This is a genomic window from Candidatus Amarolinea dominans, from assembly GCA_016719785.1.
GTDB classification, from domain to species: domain Bacteria; phylum Chloroflexota; class Anaerolineae; order SSC4; family Amarolineaceae; genus Amarolinea; species Amarolinea dominans.
Window position 1 is genome coordinate 102,071 of sequence record JADJYJ010000007.1, and the last position, 18,307, is coordinate 120,377.

Sequence of the window (18,307 nt, forward strand, 5' to 3'; positions counted from 1 at the left end):
ATTGGCTGATGTTGTAATTCTATCAGCTCAAGGTCGGGATTACGACATTAACCCATTCATCTTATGGGTGTTGTTGGTAGCCACGGGATCTGTTGAACCAGAAACCGCTTCGCTGGACGGCATAACGATCGCACTTCCTTCCGTTAAATCTGAGTTGCAAGGTCTGCCTGCCCAACTCTCCAGAGTTGCCAAAGCATTGAGCCGTAATTTTTACGTACACGAACTTGGCTTGGCTTCTGATAAAGAAATTCATTTCCAAGACGGAAGTGCATTGGCTATTCCGAAAGATATCAATTCGGGTACCTATGCACTGCAAATGACCATGGCTGAGATGGGGCTAGATCAAGAACATTGGCAGTTGCTAGTCGGAGGGCACCAAGGAAGGTTCCTTCAGGTCTACGATAGACTAATTGGTGACCCCATGCAGTCTATTGTTAAGTACTCACCAGCAGTAACTCCAATTCTACGCAAGCCGTTCAATGGCGGATATCGCAATTATGACGTGAATTCTTGGTTTGATCATGAATCACCCACCTATGCAACAAACGGTTCTATTGTGATTTATAATGGCGACCGTCGTACCGACCCGGCAAATGAGCAATGCACATTCGGATTCAATTGCTATGATGGGCATGATGGCATTGATTATAATACTGGAACAGCTGCTGTTGTTGCTGCAGCAAGCGGCACAGCCACTGTTTATCGAGACTGGAATTTCGGAGACGGATGTCCTAATGTCAATGCAGTCATCATTGATCATGGAAGTGGCTACAAGACAAAGTATTGGCATTTGAGCCTTATCGATATCGACAACGGGCCTGTTACAGAAGGCGACCAAATTGGCCTTAGCGGCAGTACCGGTTGTTCTACGGGCCCGCATTTGCATTTTGGAGTGACTCTCAACAATCAAAAGGTAGATCCGTATGGATGGAAAGGGCGCTATGCCGATCCGTGGAGTGCAACATCAACATGCCTATGGCGAGATGATTGTGGAGCCACTTTGCCGCCCTCAAGTAACTTTGGTGGGACAGGAGGAATAGTTAAGAGTGGCAGTGGACAGGCAGTTGGTGGTGCATTTGTATCACTGGTAGGCGGTAACTATACTTTGGAGACAGCAACCAATAGGGACGGAGTATACATGTTTCCGGTGGCACCCACAGGCTCCGTGCGAATCTCGGCTTACAGAAACCGAGAATTTGGCACCGTGAATCATGTCGTACAAATTAACTCGTTCAATTACGCCCCAGAAATACGGTTCAACGCCTGTGTTTCACTGGTTGCACAAGATAGTTCAAATGAACGACAGCCGCTCGATTGCGGCGTTCCACCCACCTGCCCCACCTCCGGCGGCGTCATCCTCTACAAAGACTGGCAGTACCAGTGCGCCAACGAAGGCGAAGGCAGCGGGTGGGTGCGCCGCGACTCAACCGGCTGGCAGAATGTGGGCGGCTTCAACAACCGCGCATCCTCCGTACGTGTCCCTTCCGGCTGGTCGGTCAAACTCTTCGAGCACGGCGACCGCGGCGGCGGCTGGGCCTGCCGCAACAGCAACGACGACAACTTTGGCGGCAATCAGTTCAACAACGGCGCCAGTCTGAATGATGCTGTCTCGTCGTTTGAGGTCTTCAACGTACCGAACTGCGGCGACAATCACGCACCGAACACGCCATCTCTCCAGAGCCCTGGTGATGGGCATGTCGCCACTGACGGTCGTGCGCCGCAGCTGTGTTGGAACAACAACGGCGATCCCGACGGCGACTCGGTGCAGTTCTACGCCGAAGTCTACGGCAGCGCAGTCAACGCCAACAGCGGCTGGACTGGCAGCACCTGCTGGCGACCTGGCAATCTGGATGGCCAGTATTACGGTTACCAATGGCACGTCAAGGCCAGGGATAACTATGGCGCTGAGAGCGGCTGGAGCACCACCTGGCACTTCACCATTCAGCAGCCCAACCAGCCCCCCTCTATCTCCTTCAACACCGCCAACGGTAGCACGGCCGGTCAGATCAGCAGCCGTGACCGCACCTGGGCCTTCGCCGGCACGGCCAACGACCCCGAAGGCCAGCTCAACCGTATCGAGTTCCGCTGTGACAACTGCGACAATGCCGGCAGCGGCCCCAACCAGACCAATGGCAACACCTGGTCGCTGACACGCACCGACATGGCCGGCCAGAACGACGTCTACTTCGTGGCCTACGATAACCTGAATCAAAACGCGGCCAGCCGCCATCTCGATCTGCGCATTGACCTGGCTCCCCCTGTGACAACCGTCAGCTTCAACAACGAGGCCAACCCCGCGAACTGGCCTACCTGGTTCACCACTGCGGTGACCGTGCGCCTGCACGCGGACGATGGCAATACGGGCCGGGCGCGCAGCGGGGTCAGCCAGGTGCGCTACCGGCTCGATAACGGCGGCTGGCAGACGGTCAGCGGCAGCGATGCCAGCTTCGTGGTCGGCACCGACGGCAGCCACAGCGTCGAGTATTACGCCCTGGACAATGTGGGCAACCAGGAAAGCAGTCGGACGGTCAACTTCCAGATTGACCAGACACCCCCCAGTTCGCTATCCGGCGTGGTCGAGACCCACTCTGTGGTCAATGGTCAGTGGCAGCGCGATCACAACGTGGCGACCTTCACCTGGAACGCCTCGAGCGATCCCACCTCCGGGGTGTGGGGCTATCAACTCTACTTCGGCGAGGATCCCAACGGCACGGCGTATCAGACCTTCCTGGCAGCCGAGCCGCGCACGTGGACCCCGCAGCCAGGTGGGGTGCATACCGGCAGCTATTTCCTGCGCGGCCGTGTGCGTGATGTGGCCGGTAACTGGACGCCGTGGGCCACACTGCACAACTTCCGCTACGATGGCACACCCCCGGAGAACCCCAGCGGCATCACCCACGCCGCCGGCATCGCCAACGATGTCTGGCAAAACGTCACGAGCACGCCGAATTTCACCTGGCCCGCGCCGCACGACGAAGGTTCGGGCATCCAGGGCTATTCCGTGTACTGGGGAGATAACCCTGCCGGCACCAGCAGCAGCTTCAGCCCGGCCAACAGCTTCGCCTCTGCGACGCCGCTGTGTGGCAGCAGCGCCGCCTGCACCGGCTACCTGCGTCTGCGCAGCCGGGATAACGTCAACAACGAGGCCGAAGATTGGACAACCGGCTTTGTCCTGCGCTACGACAATGCGCCGCCTACGGTGGACTTCACGATTAACGGCGGCGTCACGCAGACCACCCAAACCCTGATCACCCTCGACATCACGGCTGCGGACGCCGGCAGCGGCGTGCAGGAGATGCGGATTTCGGGCGATGGTGCGGCCTGGACACCCTGGGAGACCTACGCCACGCAGCGCCCCTGGACCATCCCAGGAATCAGCCGGCAGTGGTGGCCGGTGTACGTGCAGGTGCGTGACGGCGTCGGCCTGACCTCAGACGTGATCTCGCACACCGTCTACCTGGATGTCAATCCACAGCAGCCGCGCTCGCTGAGCTACCGTCTCTTCGATCATGCGCTGAGCGCAGGCAGCGGCGCCTACACCTCCACCCTCTACAGCGGTCGGGGTACCCTGGGCCAAATCCTCGACTCCCCGCGCATCTCGAGCACCCACTACTTCTTCCAGGGGGGCTACGAAGCGGGCAGCCAGGCGTTGCCGATCATCGAGCCGGGGCACGACGAGTTCCAGTTCATCAACGGCATCTTCGCCTCCGGCAACGGCTCGCACCCGATGACCTCCACGCTCTACAGCCTGCAGGGTACTCTGGGCGAGCCGGGGCTGCCCAATAACGAAACGACCCTGCAGAGCCAGAATCATCGCCATCAGCCCGGCTTCCTGGCGGCTGGCCTGCCGATGGGTACGCCAACGCCAACCCCAACGCCGACCCCCACACCGACGCCAACGCCCACCCCGCGCTGCGAGTTCTCGACGGTCAGCATCAATGACGGTGACTCCTTCACCCACAGCACCGCGGTCACACTGACGCTTTGTTCACCGAGTGCCGTAGAGATGAAGGTCAGCAACGACGGCGGGTTTGGCGGCGCAGTCTGGGAGCCTTATGCCGAAACCAGGGACTGGACGATTACGAGCTACGGGCAGTATGTGCTGCCGCGCTTCGTGTACGCCGCTTTCAAGGACGTCAACGGCGTCATCCATGCCACCTACTTCGATGACATCATCCTCGATCCCAACCCGCCCATTGGGCAGTTGGCCGTGGGGGAGGAGCAGTTGGTTCTGCGCAGCGCCATGGCGCGGGGCCAGCAGCCGGCAGACGCCTCGCAGCCGGCCTCGTTTGGCGATCTCAATTGGATCACGCCGCGCCCATCCCAGGCCGCTCCCTATGCCGAACCGCGGCAGGATGGCACGGTGCCCATCTACGTGATCGCTTCGGACGATAACAGCGGCCTGGCCGAGATGCAGATCAGCGCCAACGCCGCCTTCACCGACACTACCTGGGAGCCGTACTCGGCGCTCAGACCGTGGACGCCCGCGGGAGGCGACGGGATCAAGACGGTCTACGCCCGCTTCCGCGACAGCGCTGGCAATATCTCGACCGTGGCCAACACCAGCTTTGCCTTGGATACGTTGCCCCCCTTGGGTGGCATCGCCATTGGCCAGCGGATCGTGGGGCCGGACACCATCACGACGACGGTCTACCTGGGTGCGGAAGATAACCTGAGTGGCGTGCAAGACATGCGGCTGAGCACCGATCCTGGGTTTGGTGCTGCGCCCTGGGTGCCATACACCACGACCGTAACCTGGCCTGTGTCGCTGACCGCCCAGTCGGTCATCACGCTCTATGCGCAGTACCGGGATGTGGCCGGCAATGGCTCGGAGGTTTACAGCGACATCCTCCTCGCCGACATCTCGCCGCCGCTGGTATATGTCGAAGTGGCGCCCGGCAACACCCTCACGCGCACCGTGACCATCCTGGCCTATGACGGTCTGGCCGGGCAAAGCGCCGGCGTGGGAATCATGCGCCTGAGCAATGATCCCCTGCTGCTCGACGGCGTCGTCACCATGCCCTACACGCCAACCGTCGCCTGGACCTTCGACGAACAAGCCGTGGTCTGGGTGCAGGTCAAGGACATGGTGGGCAACTGGAGCGAGCCGTATCCCGCCTATGCGCCGCCTGGCTGCGATCTGGCCGGCGGCGATGACCTCATCACTGTCGCCGACCTGCAGGCCGAAGCCAGCCGCTGGCAGCAGAGCGCCGGACTGCCCTACGACCGCAATGGCGACAATCTGGTGACCATTGTAGACATCATGTGGTACGCCGCACGCTGGGGCGGCAGTTGTTCGCAGTAAGCAACTGATTCTGGGATGCGCTGCGACGCTTCCGGCCGCATCGCATCCCAGGTGAGCCAACTTTCTTGCATGAGAGGAGCATGAATCATGGACCGCAAGCACATCCATTTTGATCTGGCCATTCCGTGGCCGCGGCTGCAATGGAATCGAGACGCCATGCGCCGATTCTTACCCACCCCAGGCAACGTCCTGTTTACCCTGCTGATGATCGGTTTGCTCTTATGGGCTTCATCAGCCGGCGCGCTGCCGCTGCGCCTGCTGGGGCCGAATGTCCCTTCGACCACTACCATCGCCTACCAGGGCCGCCTGGCCGATGCCGGCGGCTCGCCCTTGACCGGCGCCTACAGCATCATCTTCCGCCTCTACAATGCCGCCAGCGGCGGCGCGCCGCTGTGGGAAGAGCAGTGGACCGGCCAGAACGGCGTGCAGGTCAGCGACGGTCTCTTCAACGTCATGCTCGGCAGCCTGACGCCCATCCCGCAGGCCGTTGTCACCGGCAACAACACCCTCTGGCTCGGCATCACCGTCGGCACGGATGATGAGATGGCGCCGCGCGTGCAACTCGGCAGCGTGCCGTTCGCCGTGCAGGCGCTGACGGTGCCGGATGGGAGTGTGACGACGGGGAAGATCGCGGATCAGGCGGTGACCAGCCAGAAACAGAGTGCCGTGACTTACTATCTCAATGACAATGGCTACGTGCAGACACTGTCCAGCGAAACTAGAATACTGAGTGAGTTCAATTTGCAGCAAGTACCTGCGGGCGATATTGCGTTCTACTGCTCCTTTATCGCTTCCACTGATGCAACGAACGGTATAGCCGGATCTGTGGTTCTGCAGGTCACTCCAGGCGGAGACCTGAACCTGACGCCAACCCATATCTTCAGCAATCACTGGGACAACTACATCCTCCATGGGCGGCTTCAAGATTTCGGCGGTGGTAGTCTCACGATTCGCATTATATACAGAGGCGAGGGACAAAGCATCAACGTGTACTTCGGAGTATTGGGCGACTCCGGGCGCTTCGGCCGAAAATGCACTGTCACTGCAGGAATCTGAGTTTTGGCGTTTGCTTTGGAGGCATGCGAGTTTGCATCCACATAAGGTAAAACGACGAAGGATTCAAGATCTCTCTTCTACTATTTGGATCAATGATGGCAGCAATGAAGGTCGGCCAACCTATACGTGGCGGAGATTGGCAACGATTACTTCGTAGTCAAATCCTGGAACGGTGACCCAGACGTGCGCTTCGCCTGGCGGCTGAGCGCAACGCGCAAAGGCTATACGGGTGTGCGGCTGGAGGAGGTGAAGGGGTTGGAGTACGAAGCTGCGAGGTGAATACAGAAGCTCATTCCTGCGTGGGGTGCCAGCCGGCCATCACCCAACGGCGCCGCGCTTTGACAAGATATTCGTCAGGCAATAGCCACACCGATGACCGCCTTCGGCGGCGATTTGTTCTCGCAGGCTTCTGGGGATACGGGCGCTCGTCATTCGGGAGGTGGCGCGATGACGAGCGGATTTGGATCACGAAGCCGCGAAGTGACGCGAAGGCACGAAGGCGGTCGCCGCGGGTGGGACTTCGTGGTCTTCGTGCTTCGCGACCTTCGTGGGCCTTCGCGCCTCCGCGATCCAAACGCTTCGCACGCGCCGCGCAAGGGGTATGCGGGGGTGCGGCTGGAGGAGGTGAAGGGTGCGGATCACGAAGCCGCGAAGTGGCGCGAAGGCGGTCGCTGCGCAGGGAGGGGAGGTTGATCAGAGCAGTGGCAAGCCGAGATGGAGCGCCAAAGCCTGATCCACCCGCGCCAGCGTTTGCGGATTGAGGTGTCCCAACTTGCGGATCAAACGTGTTTGATCCAACGTGCGGATGTGGAACACCAGGGCCACACCATCTACTGTCAATCCCGATTCGGCCGCAGGGATAGGCACAGTGAATAAGAAGCGACCGGCGCGCAGGTTCGAGGTCAACGGCACAACGGTGACGGTTGGGATGCGTTCGTTGGCTTGATCGCATTGCACGACCAGAACGGGGCGCGTGCCGGCCTGCTCGAAGCCGACGACCGGATCGAGGTTCGCCATGAAAACATCGCCGCGGTGAAGATGCATTCAGGCCGCCAAGTTCTTTTCGGTCTGGAGCAGGGCCGCGTTTTCGGCCGGCAGCCAGACTTCGTCGGACAACTCGGCGGATAGTTCGGAGTACATCGCGGCCAAAGCATCGTAATCTCTGGCAAGTTGCTGCGGCAACTGGCGCCGCCGGCCGGCCGTAATGTACGCCTGCACCGCCTGATGGATGAAACTATCCAGATTGGCGTCCGGTTGCACACTCCGGATCTCGGTCACTAAAGCTCCGGGGATTTTGACCAGTGTATAGCCAGTAAGTTGAGCCATGATCTTCAGCGCCTTTCCCCGCCCGATGCGCAATTTGCCTCGTCTTGTAACCGTTGCATGAGGAGCAGGCGAAACACAGGTTGTCCGCATCCGTCGGGCCGCCCAGGGCGCGTGGGAAGATGTGATCCACCTCACCGGGCAGCCCGTTGAGCCACTCGGACGTCTGGCAGTATTCGCAGCGGCCTTGCGCCCGCTGGCGGACCAATTCACGCAGTGGCTTCGGAATCATCGGCCTCGTCATCCGTGGGCGACGCGTCGAATGGCGTCGGGCGCACAGGGTACCCGCGTTCGGCCAGGATCGCCAACGCTTGGGCCCGGCGGAGGACGGAGCGATGATGGGCAGCCAGCAGCGCGGTCTGTTCGGCGGCCTCCGTTGGGGCCAGCGCGCGCGTGCCAGCCGCCTGATTGAGCTGTCGCAGGCGATATTGCTGGGCCGGCGCGAGGGAAGGATGCGTCGCCGCCTGCAAGGCCCGATCGCTCAACAACCGCATGGCGGCCAATTCGCCGGCCAGGTCGTCTGGCAAGCCCGGCGGCGCGATCAGCGTCGCGTTGATGGTGTTGGCGAGCACTTCATCCACCGAGCGGTAGGTCAGCTCGGCGGCGCGTTTGAGCTTGGCTATGAGCGGAGGCGCTAATCTGACCGTAATCGTTTGTTCTAACATCGCTGCTGCTCCAGACATTGACGATAATGCGGAACAGAGTATACCGCAATCTGGTATGAAACGCCAATTCGCTTCTCGAAAGGAGTTCCCGATGTCAACTCGACGTTATCTCAACCTGCGCATCCCACTGCCCGATGGCCTTGGTCGGCTGCGGCGCCTGTTGCCGACCCCCGGCAACGTGATCTTCACCCTGCTGGTCGCCGCGCAGACGGCCGGCGCGCTGCGGTTGGCGCGCACCAAAACCGCGCCTGCCGCCGCCTCCACCGGCACGATCGCGTACCAGGGCCGGCTGGCGGACGCGGCCGACGCGCCGCTGACCGGCGCCTACAGTATCATCTTCCGCCTGTACGATGCCGCGACGGGCGGGACGCCGCTGTGGACGGAGTAATGGCCCGGCTCCGACACACGGGGACACGAGCCGCGCCGCAGCCTATGTTGCGGCTTGCCAGCCCTTCCACGGGATGCTAGAATGCTCCCAGCAGTGATCTGTAAGCGCATCTGCCAGCCCAGGCAGACCGGAGATGAGACAATGTCAGAAACAGCCACAGCGACTATCAGCACGCCCGATCCCAGTCCGGCGGCGATGGCCGTCTATCGCGCCACGGCGCAGCGCCGCGCAACAGAAGCGATGCGCGAGCTGGCCGCGCGGCGGGCGCGCGCCCAAGAAGTGGCGCAGCAGGCGGCGGCCTTACTGAAGGAACAGTTCGGCGCGACACAGGTCGTCGTGTTCGGCTCGACCGTCCACGGTCATTGGTTCACCGCCACGTCGGATATTGACCTGGCCGCCCGTGGCCTGGCGCCCGATGACTACTTCACGGCCGTTGCCAGGCTGCAAGACCTATCGCCCGAGTTCAAAGTGGATCTTGTCGCGGTGGAACGCTGCAAGGCGGCGTTGCGCGAAAGTATCGCGCGCGAGGGAGTGATTCTATGAATGGCATCTATCGCACGATTGCGGGACGGATTCGCGCGGAGTCACAGGATTTGGCGCGCGTGGTCGAGCGCACCGACCGGATCTGGCAGCAGGCGTTGACATCTAGCGACGATTACTATGTGGACGCGACGGCTCTGAATCTGCATGGGTTCTACGCCGGGTTGGAGCGCCTGCTGGAAATCATTGCGGATGGCGTAGACCAGGCGAAGCCTGGCGGCGCGCATTGGCATGATGAATTGCTGCGCCAGATGGCGGCTGAGATTCCCGGTGTCCGACCGCCGGTCTTGAGCCAGGAGACACGCGAGCGCCTGGATCGCTATCGCGGCTTCCGCCACGTCGTGCGCAACGTTTACACCTACAATCTGGATCCGGAGCAGATCGGCGTGCTGGTCAAACAATTGGCGCCGACGATGGCGCGCGTCGCGCAAGAATTGACCGCGTTTGCTGAGTTTCTGGAGCAAGTCGCGTAAAGGAACGCAGGTTGAAGTCGTGGCCGACGGGAATGGAGTTCTTCGAGAGGAGGTAGCCCGGTCACAATGGGTCGCGCTTATTACCGTTGTAGCTGCAGGTGAACGATCTGATCCTGGAACTCATCTGGCCGGGCCGCGGCCCAGATAAGCCATAGATCGTCAAGGACAGCGCGAATGTTCATACGTCGTGGCAACTGAATGATGCCAGGAACATGGTGGCCGAGAGCCAGGTGGTCTGCGAGATGACCCGGCATGGAGGCGCGATTATTGGTGACCAGCAAACAGCCGTGGGCTTCGATCCAAAGCAAAACGTCGGGATCGGGTGTGCCTCGCACTGGCGCAAGATCATCACCGATCATGTATACGCGCAGATTGGGTTCCAGCCGTGCCAGTTGCGCCTGAATAAACGGCGGGACATGCTCGTCGAGCAAGAAGCAAATCGTACTCATGCGGGCGTGGCCACCATACCGCGCTGCTGGTCGCGTAGCCGCGCCAGTTCACGCAGGCGTTGCACAGCCGGAGACGGGTGCTGATCTTGTTGGTGGCGCTGTTGCTCGATCTCCTGATCTACCTGACGCAGGTAGGTGTCTACCTGGGCGCGGTTGCGCCAGTAATAGGTCAGAGTGGCGTACACCTGCTCGACCGAGAGGGATGGGTAGCGCGTTGCGATCTGTTCGGCAAACAAGCCAAGTTCCAGGTAATCGGTCAAAATCGTCTCGATGCCGATGCGCGTCCCCTTTACACGAATGTCATCAGGCGCCAGGAAAGCGAAATAGTCTTCCAGTTGCATTGTGTCACCTCGTATTGTGCAAACCATGCTGTCCACGCCAACGCAGCAACGCGGCTGCATGAGCCTTGCGCAAGACAAAGCGATCGGCCTCAGTTCGTAATCGTTCGAGTTCAGCTCGACCGCTGGGCGTGATCGTTCCGTTGGCGTTTTCTTCCAGCAGTTCATGATGGCGTGACCAGTTCTGGTTGAGCTGCGTGCTGCGCATGATACGCCACAAATCATCATCACTCAGCCGATCTAGAGCCGCCAGGTCAGGCTGAAACTGCGCTGGCGCATCTTCCCAACTGGGAGGACTCCCCACTTGAAGCGCATGTACCAATACATCGTCAAGCGGTAGACGCATGGCCAGAGCCGCTTGTCTGAGCCGCTCATAGATGATTTCCGGTAGTGTCAATGTAATACTCTGAGGCGCGAGTGGAGTTCTTCGAGAGAGGGCAGTTTGTGGCCGCGACTTTGCAGCAGGATATAGGCGTGAGCCTTGCGCAGCATCAGGGCGTCGGCCTCTTCGCGCAGGCGGGTCAACCACTGCCGGCCTTCGGGAGTGAGGGCGCCGGATTGATTGCGTTCTAGCAGCACCTCATGCAGCGCCACCTTGTCCGGGTTCATCGTGCTATCAGCAATCTGCCAAAGGGTCTCGTCGGACAGATGGCTCATCGCCTTCAACTCGGCGCGCAGGGCCGGCGGCAGGTCGGCTTCGACCGGCGGCGGCAGACTACGAGTCAACGCCCTGGCTGCGACTTCCTCAACCGAGCGCGCCGCTGCCCGCGCCTGGGTCTCCAGGCGTTTGTAAAGGTTCTCCGGCACCGTCAAGGTGATCGTCTGATAGGTCATCGTCCGTCTCCTGCTTTCTATCGTATCCTCGGCAGCAATCGGGCGCCGCCAACCGGATTATAGCACGGTGAGCGAGTAACCGGCAAACCGGTCAGCAAATCCAGGCTTTGCACAGCAGTCTCCACCGCCGAATCCCTCAATCGAAGCCCGGCAGGGCCAGCCTGCCCACTTCCCGGCCGTCCGCGGCGCGGTAGAGGATGAGCAGCGGGGTGAACGGCCCCTGGCCTTGCAAGGGCAGGTCGTAGACATCCACGATGCGCTCGCCCGGCCGCCAGGTGAGGGTGGGACGCGCGCGGTGAACCGGCTCCCCATCGTACTGGGCCACGATCTGCCCGGCCGCGTCGAGCAGCCGCGCCGAGACCTGCAAGGTGTCGGTGATGACCGCGGTCACCTGCCAGACGATGCCGATGCGCTGCACACGCCCCTGATGCACAGATACCGGCCAACTGGCCGCGGATGCAATCTCGACCTGGGGCGTGATGGCGACCGGCTGCGCCAGGGCGGGCGGTTCTGGCGCAGGCGCCATCGTTGTGGTGCGCACCCGCAGCAGCGGGCCAACCGCATCGAGCGCCAGGCCGGACGCCAGCAGGCCATCCAGAGGGCGCAGCAGGTAGGTTGGGCGCCCCTCGGCCAGCGTCGCCAGCACGGCCGCGCGGCGGTCGTCTTCGGCGTCGGCTACCAGCGTGAGCAGATCAGGGCGCTGGCCGGCCGTCTGCTGATAGTAGCGCAGCAGGGTGATCTCGCCCAGCAGGCCGATGACCGCCGCGCCTGGCTCCAGCGGCTGGCTGAGGATGTCCTGCGCGCAATCGGCCACACGCCAGTCGCCGCGGCGATTGGGCGTCAGATCGGGCGGTTTGCCCACCGCCAGCGCCTGTTCGCAGATCTGAGGCCCGGGCGGCGCGACGGTCAACGCAGCCCAGGCCTGATGGACGGGAACCCAGGCCACGAGCAGGGCCAGGGCGGCTTGCACAGCCGCTCGATACCAGGCAAACCTGCCCGGCAAGGGCAGGCCAGCCCGTCGCCATTGCGCCAACAAGAGCAGCGCCGCGTCCTGCGCCTGCACCAGGCCGGCCGCAACGAAAAGTGAAAAGAGCAGCGTCACCGGCAGGAAGAAGACCTCGGCGTCCGCGGTGCGGTAGCTGAGGGCAAACGCGGCCTGGATCGCCAGGGTCAGCGCCAGTGCCGCCCAGCGTCGCCAATGCAGCGGCCAGGGGAACAGCCCCCACAGGCCCAACAGGGCAGCGAGCGGGCCGAATTGCGCCAGCAGAAGTTGCACGATGTCCGGCGATGCCCCGCGGCTGGCGCTGTGACCGGCCAGGAACGCGCCATAGGCGCTGGCGCTGATGTGCTGCCAGAACGCGGGCCAGGTGTTCAGCCAGACGCCGGCCGTGGTGGGAATGGCCTGGCCGCGCAGCCAGACGTAGGCGTAGAGCAGCAGCGGCGCCAGCAAGAGCAGCGCGGCCAGGAGTGCGACTTTCAGCCAGGCGACCGGCCTGAATCCCAGCGCTGGCCGCCTGCTGTCCCACCAGCGCAGGCCAACCCACAGCGCCAGGCCCGGCGCCAGCAGGAGCGTCATGCGGTGATGCGTCAAGGCCAGGCCGCTGAGCAGGGGCAATGCGATGGGCACGGCAACCGGAAGCGCCCAGCGACCGGCGTCGGGCGCGGTGCGTTCGTCGAAGGCCACCAACCACAAGGCCACGACAAAAAGCCCGTGCAGCGCGTAGACCTCGGCCAGCGTGGCCTGCGACCACCACAGGGGGGAAATGGCAAAGAGGGCGGCGGCCAGCAGCGCGGGCATGCGGCCGCCCACGACGCGCAGCAGCAGCCGGTAGAGCAGCACCACCGTCAGGCTGGCCGTCAGCGCGGAAAAGAGGTTGGCGCGATAGGCCGCATCACCGAACGGCAGCAGGCGTGTGCTCAGCCAGCCGAGCAGCGTGTAGAGCGGATAGCCGGTGGGATGGGCGATGCCGAGCGTGGGCAGGACGACCTGGAACTCCAGGCTGTCGTCGAACACTGTCACCACGGTCGGCGCGGCCGTGGCGACATACAGCGCCAGGCTGGCGATCCCCAATCCCCACGAAATCACGCGGTCCTTCACGTTTCTTTACTACCTCCTTTGTGTCAATCCGTGTACCCTATCTTTGTGTACTCCGGCGGTTTCATTTTGGTCTTCGCGTATTCTCTGGTACACTTGGCCGCAAGATGAAAAAATCGTCATCCGCACCCATCGTCTCGCATCTCGTTCGTTGTCAGGAGATCGCCCTCATGCGCTTCCGCCGGAGCTACCTGCTGGCCTTGCTTGCCAGTTTGATCGTCGCCATCCCTGCGCACGCAGCCGCTTCGACGCCCCCGGATGCGGCGCTGGTTCTGTCCATTTTCAGCAGCGCGCTGGCGCTCCTGCTTCCCATTGGCCTGACGCTGCTCGTCGCCGGCGGGCTGGAGCCGGAACAGGCCCGTCAAGCCACCCTGACGCTGCTGGCGGCGGTTGGCCTGGCCGTGCTCAGCTACTGGGCCGTTGGCTTTGCCCTGCAATTTGGCGGCATCGGCCTGGTGGACAGCCGCCCTGGCTTCGATGGGCTGGTCTGGGAGTGGTCAGCCCTGAACGAAAGCTGGGGCACGGGCTGGGGCATGGCCGGGCTGAGCGGCTTTGGCCTGCTGGGCGCCGGCGCCACTGCAGACGCCTATCTCCTCTTCCTCAGCCGCCTGCCCTGGGTCATCACGGCCACCTTGATCCCGCTCCTGGCCCTGCGCGGCCGCGCGCCTGCGCCTGTCACCCTGGTGGGCGGCCTGCTCAGCGGCGGCCTGCTCTATCCGCTGACCGGCAACTGGAGCGCCGGCGGCGGCTGGTTGGCTCACCTGGGCCGCAACCTGGGCCTGGGGCATGGCCTGGTTGATTTTGCCAACGCCGGGCCGGTCTTCCTCGTCGGCGCGGCCGCGGCCCTGGCCGGCATGTTGATCTTCCTGCCGCGCCACGCCCGCCGCGCCCCCGACGAGATCGTGCCCCTGCCGCCCGTACACTTGCCGCTGTTGACCATCACCGGCGCCGGGCTGCTGTTGGTGGGCGCGGTGGGCTGGGCGCTCAGCAACCCTCTGCTCGATTGGACACACCTGGCGCCCGCGCTGGCCGCCGTCAACGTGCTGCTGGCCGGCGCTGGCGGCGCCCTGCTCCCCATCGCCTACACCTGGTTTGCCACTGGCCACGCGGACCCGCTCATGGCCAGCCGCGGCCTGGCGGCTGGCGTGGTCAGTGGCCTGGCCGTGGCCGGCTTCGTGCCGCCCTGGGCCGCGCTGGCCCTGGGCGCCTTCTGCGGACTGCTCACGCCCCTGCTCGCCTACCTGCTCGCCGAAGTGGTTCGCCTGGACGACCGCACCGGCAGCGTCAGCGTCTTCGGCCTCGGCGCCATCAGCGGCCTGCTCGCCCTGGCGCTGCTGGCGGACGGCCGCTTCGGCCAGGGCTGGAACGGCGTCGGCGCCGAAACGTACCTGGGCATCGCCGGTCAGGGCGTCAGCGGCCTGTGGCCCGCGGTCGGGTTGCAGGCCGATTGGCCGGGTCAGATGCAGGCCCAACTGGCCGGCGTCGCGGCCGAAGCCCTCTTCAGTTTCCTGCTCGCCACCCTCACCTTCGGCGCACTGGCCGTCCTCGTGCGCAGGAAATGAATCAAATCTGCTGCTCTCCCAGCTTCACCTCCCTCAGCACCGTGTAGACCGGGCCGCTTGACTTCAGGTCGCTGCGGATGAGGTAGCAGGCGGACACGGCCAGCGTGGAAAGTTCGCCCACCTCGAACAGCTCAACCGCGGCGCCTATCAGGCCGCGCTCGCGACTGGTGGCGTTGTCATTGATGCGGCCCAGGGTCAAATGCGGCCTGAACGGTCGCGCCTCGGTGGGCCAGCCCAGCGGTGAGACGCTCCGTTCGACCGCGGCAACCAGCTTCTGCAGGCGCTGCCCATGATCCACTAGCCCGACCCAGATCACGTTGGGCCGCCTGAAGTTGGGAAAACAGCCGCGGCCGGCCAGCGTCACCTGAAAGGGCGCCAGCGTGGGACCGATGCCGTCCAGGGCTGAGGTCACGGCCGCCACCTGATCGGGCTGCGTGTCGCCCAGGAATTTCAGCGTGATGTGAACATTCTCTGGGGCCACCCAACGCACCAGGCTTGGCGGCACAAGGGGTTGCAAGGCCATTTGCAGGGTTTTCAGTTGGCGGCGCGCCTCGTCATCCAACTCCACCGCGATGAAGGTACGCAGCGGCGACGGCAGGGCGGCGGGACGGCGAGAGGTTGGTGTGTCTTTCATTTCTACTCCATCATTCCTGGCTGGCCGTGCGGTAACGGCTCAGATCAACCGGGGGAAAAGAGCGATTGAAATCGCGCCTGACGGGCGTGCCGCCGGGCGTCCACCTGCGTGGACGCAATGCGGGTCGGCGCAGAGCGATTGAAATCGCGCCTGACGGGCGTGCCGCCGGGCGTCCACCTGCGTGGACGCAATGCCGGTCGGCGCAGGCCGACCTTGCGGCGGAACGCCCCTTCGCCCCGAATTCATTCGGCGGGCGGCTCTTGCTTGCGGCGGAACGCCCCTTCGCCCCGAATTCCATTCGGCGGGCGGCCCCCCCGAATTCATTCGGCGGCTCGGTAACGGCTCAGATCAACCGGGGGAAAAGTCACTTTCTGATAGGCGGCCGGATCGGATGGCCCGGCCGGTGTGTCCCAGAACACGGTGGCGTCAATGCCCAGTTTGTCGGAGCGTGATTTCTGGCCGGGGACGTGCAGCGCCGAAGGATCGAGCGAGCTGGAGGGCTGACCCGAAAAGAGATGCAGACCGCGGCCGGCTTGAAAGCGGGTGGCAATGGCCCATTCCACATCGGCCGGGTTGAACAGATCCACGTCACGATCCACCACCACCACATGCTTGAGCGATCCATGCCCCCGGAACGCGGCTTCGATGGCCCGCAGGCCGTCGCCCGGCGCCTGTTTGTCAATCTGCACCACCGCGTGCAGCCAACTGGCGCCGCCGGGCGTGATGTTGACATTGAGGCAGCGGCAAACCCGGTTGACTTCACTGAAGATCGTCGGCTCACGCGGCATCCCCATCAGGAGTTTGTGCTCCAGGCGTCCGGGCAAGAGCGCATGGTAGAACGGCCGGCGGCGGTGGGTGATGCAGTCCACTGTGAGCAGCGGCTGCTGGCGCACAAGATCGAGGGTTTGCGTCAGGTCCACGAACGGCCCTTCCGCGGCCAGGCGATGCGTCAGGCGGCCCTCGATCACCACCTCCGCGGCCGCCGGCGCCAGCAGGTCGCTGGTCAGGCAGCGCGTCAGCGGGGTGGGCGCCAGGGCCTGGGCAATGGTCAGCTCATCCACGCCCGGCGGCGGCGCCAGGGACGCGGCCAGCAGGACGTGCAGCGGCAGGCCGATGCAGATGGCAACCGGCAGGTCACCCGGCGTTTTGCGCAGCGCGCTATCGGTGCCGCGGCGCTCCACCAGGCGCAGCGCAGCCTGCCGCGGCCCCAGGCGCAGCATACGATGAAACGAGGCGTTGGCCCCCGTGTCCGGATCGCGGGTGAAGAGCACGGCCGCGGTCGCGTACGGCCCGGCATCGCTGGCCCAATGGGTCAGGAACGGGATCGTTTCCAGGTTGGGGTCAGCTTCGATGATCTCCTGGCAGGGCGCTTCGCCGGCCGGTAGCACAGGCGGCGGCTGCGGGTTGGCCAGGGCCGCGGCCAGGCGAAAGATGAGATCGCCCGGCGGGCAGGCGAGGGCCAGGCCGAAATGGCGGCGGTCCGCGGCCAGGCCGGTCACCACCTCGTAGTCGCTGCCGATCACCTGGCGGAAGCGCACGATGCGGCCCGGCGCTTCATCTTCGAGCGCGCCGCTCACCGCGGCCAGTTCCAGGCGGGGGTCAACCGGCCGGTCAATGGTGATGACCTGGCCCTGGGCTGTCGCGAGTTCCAGAAAAGTTCGTTGATCCATCGTTCGACTCACAAGAGCGCCGCGCGCGCCGCGCCGGCGGATACGGGGGTGATGAAGATCGCGGCCGCGCCGGCCTGGCGCAGGGCATCGGCGACCGTCTCAGCGGCCGCCGGTTCGACCAGGGCGATGACGTTGCCGCCGCGGCCGCCGCCGCTGAGCTTGGCGCCGAACGCGCCGGCCAGCCGGGCCGCGTCCACCAGGCGGTCGAGGATGGGGGCTGAGACGCCCATCTCGGCCAGCAGGCGCTGGTTCTGGAAGAACAGCGCGCCCAGGCGCGGCCAATCGCCCGCCAGCATGGCCGCACGCCCGGCGTTGACCAGGCCGGCTATGTCGTCGAACAGCCCATCGAAGCGCAGCGGGTCGGCCAGCCAGGATTGGCGCACGTCTCCCACCGTCTCACGCGTCGGGCTGGCGATGCCGGTGCTGGCAATGACGAGCCAGAAGGTGTGCGGAATGGCAAAGGGCTGCGGCGGCTGGCCTTTGACAAACCACACCGGCTGGCCGTAGGCAATGACGGTGTTGTCAATGCCGCTCGGCGTGCCGTGGTGCAGGCGCTCCACCTCGTACACCAGGGCCGACAGGTCGGCCGCGGGAATGGTTTGCCCGGCCCAGGCGGCCAGGGCGCGGCCGATGGCGGTGGAAACGGCCGCACCGCTGCCCATGCCGCCGGCCAGGGGAATGGTGGAATGGACGCTCAGCTCACCGGCAGGCGCGGCGCGCTGCAAAAAAGTCAGGGTCAGCCGCACCGCCTGCGCGAGGGGATTCACGGGCGGCGCGCTGGACAGCGCCGTGCGCTGTCCCAGGTCGGTGGCAGCGATCCACAGATCGGATGCGCCATCTTGCACGGTCAGGGTGGCCGTGGCCTGCACCTGGTGGACGGGCACTGCCATCGCCGGCCGGCCGTACACGACGGCGTGTTCCCCCATCAGAATGATCTTGCCCGGCGCAGAGGCCGTGTAGAGAGCGTGTAACATG

Annotated in this window: 18 protein-coding genes; 6 read left to right on the forward strand and 12 right to left on the reverse strand. The window is 63.8% G+C overall.

The window, feature by feature from the left end:
* Positions 1-556 precede the first annotated feature (556 nt).
* Both IPM84_10300 and IPM84_10305 read left to right on the forward strand, forming a co-directional pair.
* Positions 557-5,305 (forward strand): peptidoglycan DD-metalloendopeptidase family protein, encoded by a 4,749-nt coding sequence (locus IPM84_10300; GenBank protein MBK9093157.1) that lies wholly within the window; start codon positions 557-559, stop codon positions 5,303-5,305.
* An 87-nt stretch (positions 5,306-5,392) separates the two neighbouring features.
* Positions 5,393-6,361 carry a hypothetical protein gene (locus IPM84_10305; GenBank protein ID MBK9093158.1) on the forward strand — a complete coding sequence of 323 codons (969 nt, stop codon included), beginning with the start codon at positions 5,393-5,395 and terminating at the stop codon, positions 6,359-6,361.
* Between the two features lie 693 nt (positions 6,362-7,054).
* On the opposite strand, the gene IPM84_10310 is transcribed toward IPM84_10305, so the two are convergent.
* Genes IPM84_10310 through IPM84_10325 form a run of 4 tightly spaced genes read right to left on the reverse strand, consistent with a single transcriptional unit; the run spans position 7,055 to position 8,349 of the window.
* On the reverse strand, positions 7,055-7,405 hold the full coding sequence (locus IPM84_10310; protein MBK9093159.1) for a type II toxin-antitoxin system PemK/MazF family toxin: 351 nt from the start codon (positions 7,403-7,405) through the stop codon (positions 7,055-7,057).
* Complete coding sequence (locus IPM84_10315) at positions 7,406-7,687, reverse strand: hypothetical protein (GenBank protein ID MBK9093160.1); 282 nt, start codon at positions 7,685-7,687, stop codon at positions 7,406-7,408.
* A complete protein-coding gene (locus IPM84_10320; protein MBK9093161.1) occupies positions 7,596-7,916 on the reverse strand; it encodes an HNH endonuclease in 321 nt (106 codons plus the stop codon). The genes IPM84_10315 and IPM84_10320 overlap by 92 nt, the downstream gene beginning before the upstream one ends.
* Positions 7,894-8,349, reverse strand: coding sequence for a hypothetical protein (locus tag IPM84_10325; protein ID MBK9093162.1), 456 nt, complete (start codon positions 8,347-8,349; stop codon positions 7,894-7,896). The genes IPM84_10320 and IPM84_10325 overlap by 23 nt, the downstream gene beginning before the upstream one ends.
* Before the next feature lie 91 nt (positions 8,350-8,440).
* Between IPM84_10325 and IPM84_10330 the strand changes: the two genes are divergently transcribed.
* The 3 genes from IPM84_10330 to IPM84_10340 all read left to right on the forward strand — a co-directional run bounded on the left by IPM84_10330 (position 8,441) and on the right by IPM84_10340 (position 9,750).
* Positions 8,441-8,737 (forward strand): hypothetical protein, encoded by a 297-nt coding sequence (locus IPM84_10330; protein MBK9093163.1) that lies wholly within the window; start codon positions 8,441-8,443, stop codon positions 8,735-8,737.
* Positions 8,738-8,878: 141 nt separating this feature from the next.
* The gene (locus IPM84_10335) at positions 8,879-9,280 is read left to right on the forward strand and encodes a nucleotidyltransferase domain-containing protein (protein ID MBK9093164.1); all 402 of its coding nucleotides are present in this window, start codon (positions 8,879-8,881) and stop codon (positions 9,278-9,280) included.
* A complete protein-coding gene (locus IPM84_10340; GenBank protein ID MBK9093165.1) occupies positions 9,277-9,750 on the forward strand; it encodes a hypothetical protein in 474 nt (157 codons plus the stop codon). The genes IPM84_10335 and IPM84_10340 overlap by 4 nt, the downstream gene beginning before the upstream one ends.
* Positions 9,751-9,830: 80 nt before the next feature.
* On the opposite strand, the gene IPM84_10345 is transcribed toward IPM84_10340, so the two are convergent.
* The 5 genes from IPM84_10345 to IPM84_10365 all read right to left on the reverse strand — a co-directional run bounded on the left by IPM84_10345 (position 9,831) and on the right by IPM84_10365 (position 13,469).
* A complete protein-coding gene (locus IPM84_10345) occupies positions 9,831-10,199 on the reverse strand; it encodes a DUF5615 family PIN-like protein (protein MBK9093166.1) in 369 nt (122 codons plus the stop codon).
* Complete coding sequence (locus IPM84_10350) at positions 10,196-10,540, reverse strand: DUF433 domain-containing protein (GenBank protein ID MBK9093167.1); 345 nt, start codon at positions 10,538-10,540, stop codon at positions 10,196-10,198. Before IPM84_10350 ends, IPM84_10345 begins: the two co-directional genes overlap by 4 nt.
* A gap of 4 nt (positions 10,541-10,544) precedes the next feature.
* Positions 10,545-10,940 carry a hypothetical protein gene (locus IPM84_10355; protein ID MBK9093168.1) on the reverse strand — a complete coding sequence of 132 codons (396 nt, stop codon included), beginning with the start codon at positions 10,938-10,940 and terminating at the stop codon, positions 10,545-10,547.
* On the reverse strand, positions 10,931-11,371 hold the full coding sequence (locus IPM84_10360; protein MBK9093169.1) for a hypothetical protein: 441 nt from the start codon (positions 11,369-11,371) through the stop codon (positions 10,931-10,933). The genes IPM84_10355 and IPM84_10360 overlap by 10 nt, the downstream gene beginning before the upstream one ends.
* A gap of 136 nt (positions 11,372-11,507) precedes the next feature.
* The gene (locus IPM84_10365) at positions 11,508-13,469 is read right to left on the reverse strand and encodes a DUF2723 domain-containing protein (GenBank protein ID MBK9093170.1); all 1,962 of its coding nucleotides are present in this window, start codon (positions 13,467-13,469) and stop codon (positions 11,508-11,510) included.
* Positions 13,470-13,636: 167 nt separating this feature from the next.
* On the opposite strand from IPM84_10365, the gene IPM84_10370 reads away from it, so the two are divergent.
* Positions 13,637-15,028 carry a hypothetical protein gene (locus IPM84_10370; GenBank protein ID MBK9093171.1) on the forward strand — a complete coding sequence of 464 codons (1,392 nt, stop codon included), beginning with the start codon at positions 13,637-13,639 and terminating at the stop codon, positions 15,026-15,028.
* Between the two features lies 1 nt (position 15,029).
* On the opposite strand, the gene thpR is transcribed toward IPM84_10370, so the two are convergent.
* The 3 genes from thpR to mvk form a co-directional block, all read right to left on the reverse strand.
* A complete protein-coding gene (gene thpR / locus IPM84_10375; GenBank protein ID MBK9093172.1) occupies positions 15,030-15,662 on the reverse strand; it encodes an RNA 2',3'-cyclic phosphodiesterase in 633 nt (210 codons plus the stop codon).
* 320 nt (positions 15,663-15,982) lie between these two features.
* Positions 15,983-17,332, reverse strand: a complete 1,350-nt coding sequence (locus tag IPM84_10380; protein MBK9093173.1) for a UbiD family decarboxylase — start codon at positions 17,330-17,332, stop codon at positions 15,983-15,985.
* A gap of 8 nt (positions 17,333-17,340) precedes the next feature.
* On the reverse strand, positions 17,341-18,306 hold the full coding sequence (mvk, locus tag IPM84_10385; GenBank protein MBK9093174.1) for a mevalonate kinase: 966 nt from the start codon (positions 18,304-18,306) through the stop codon (positions 17,341-17,343).
* Between the last annotated feature and the right edge of the window lies 1 nt (position 18,307).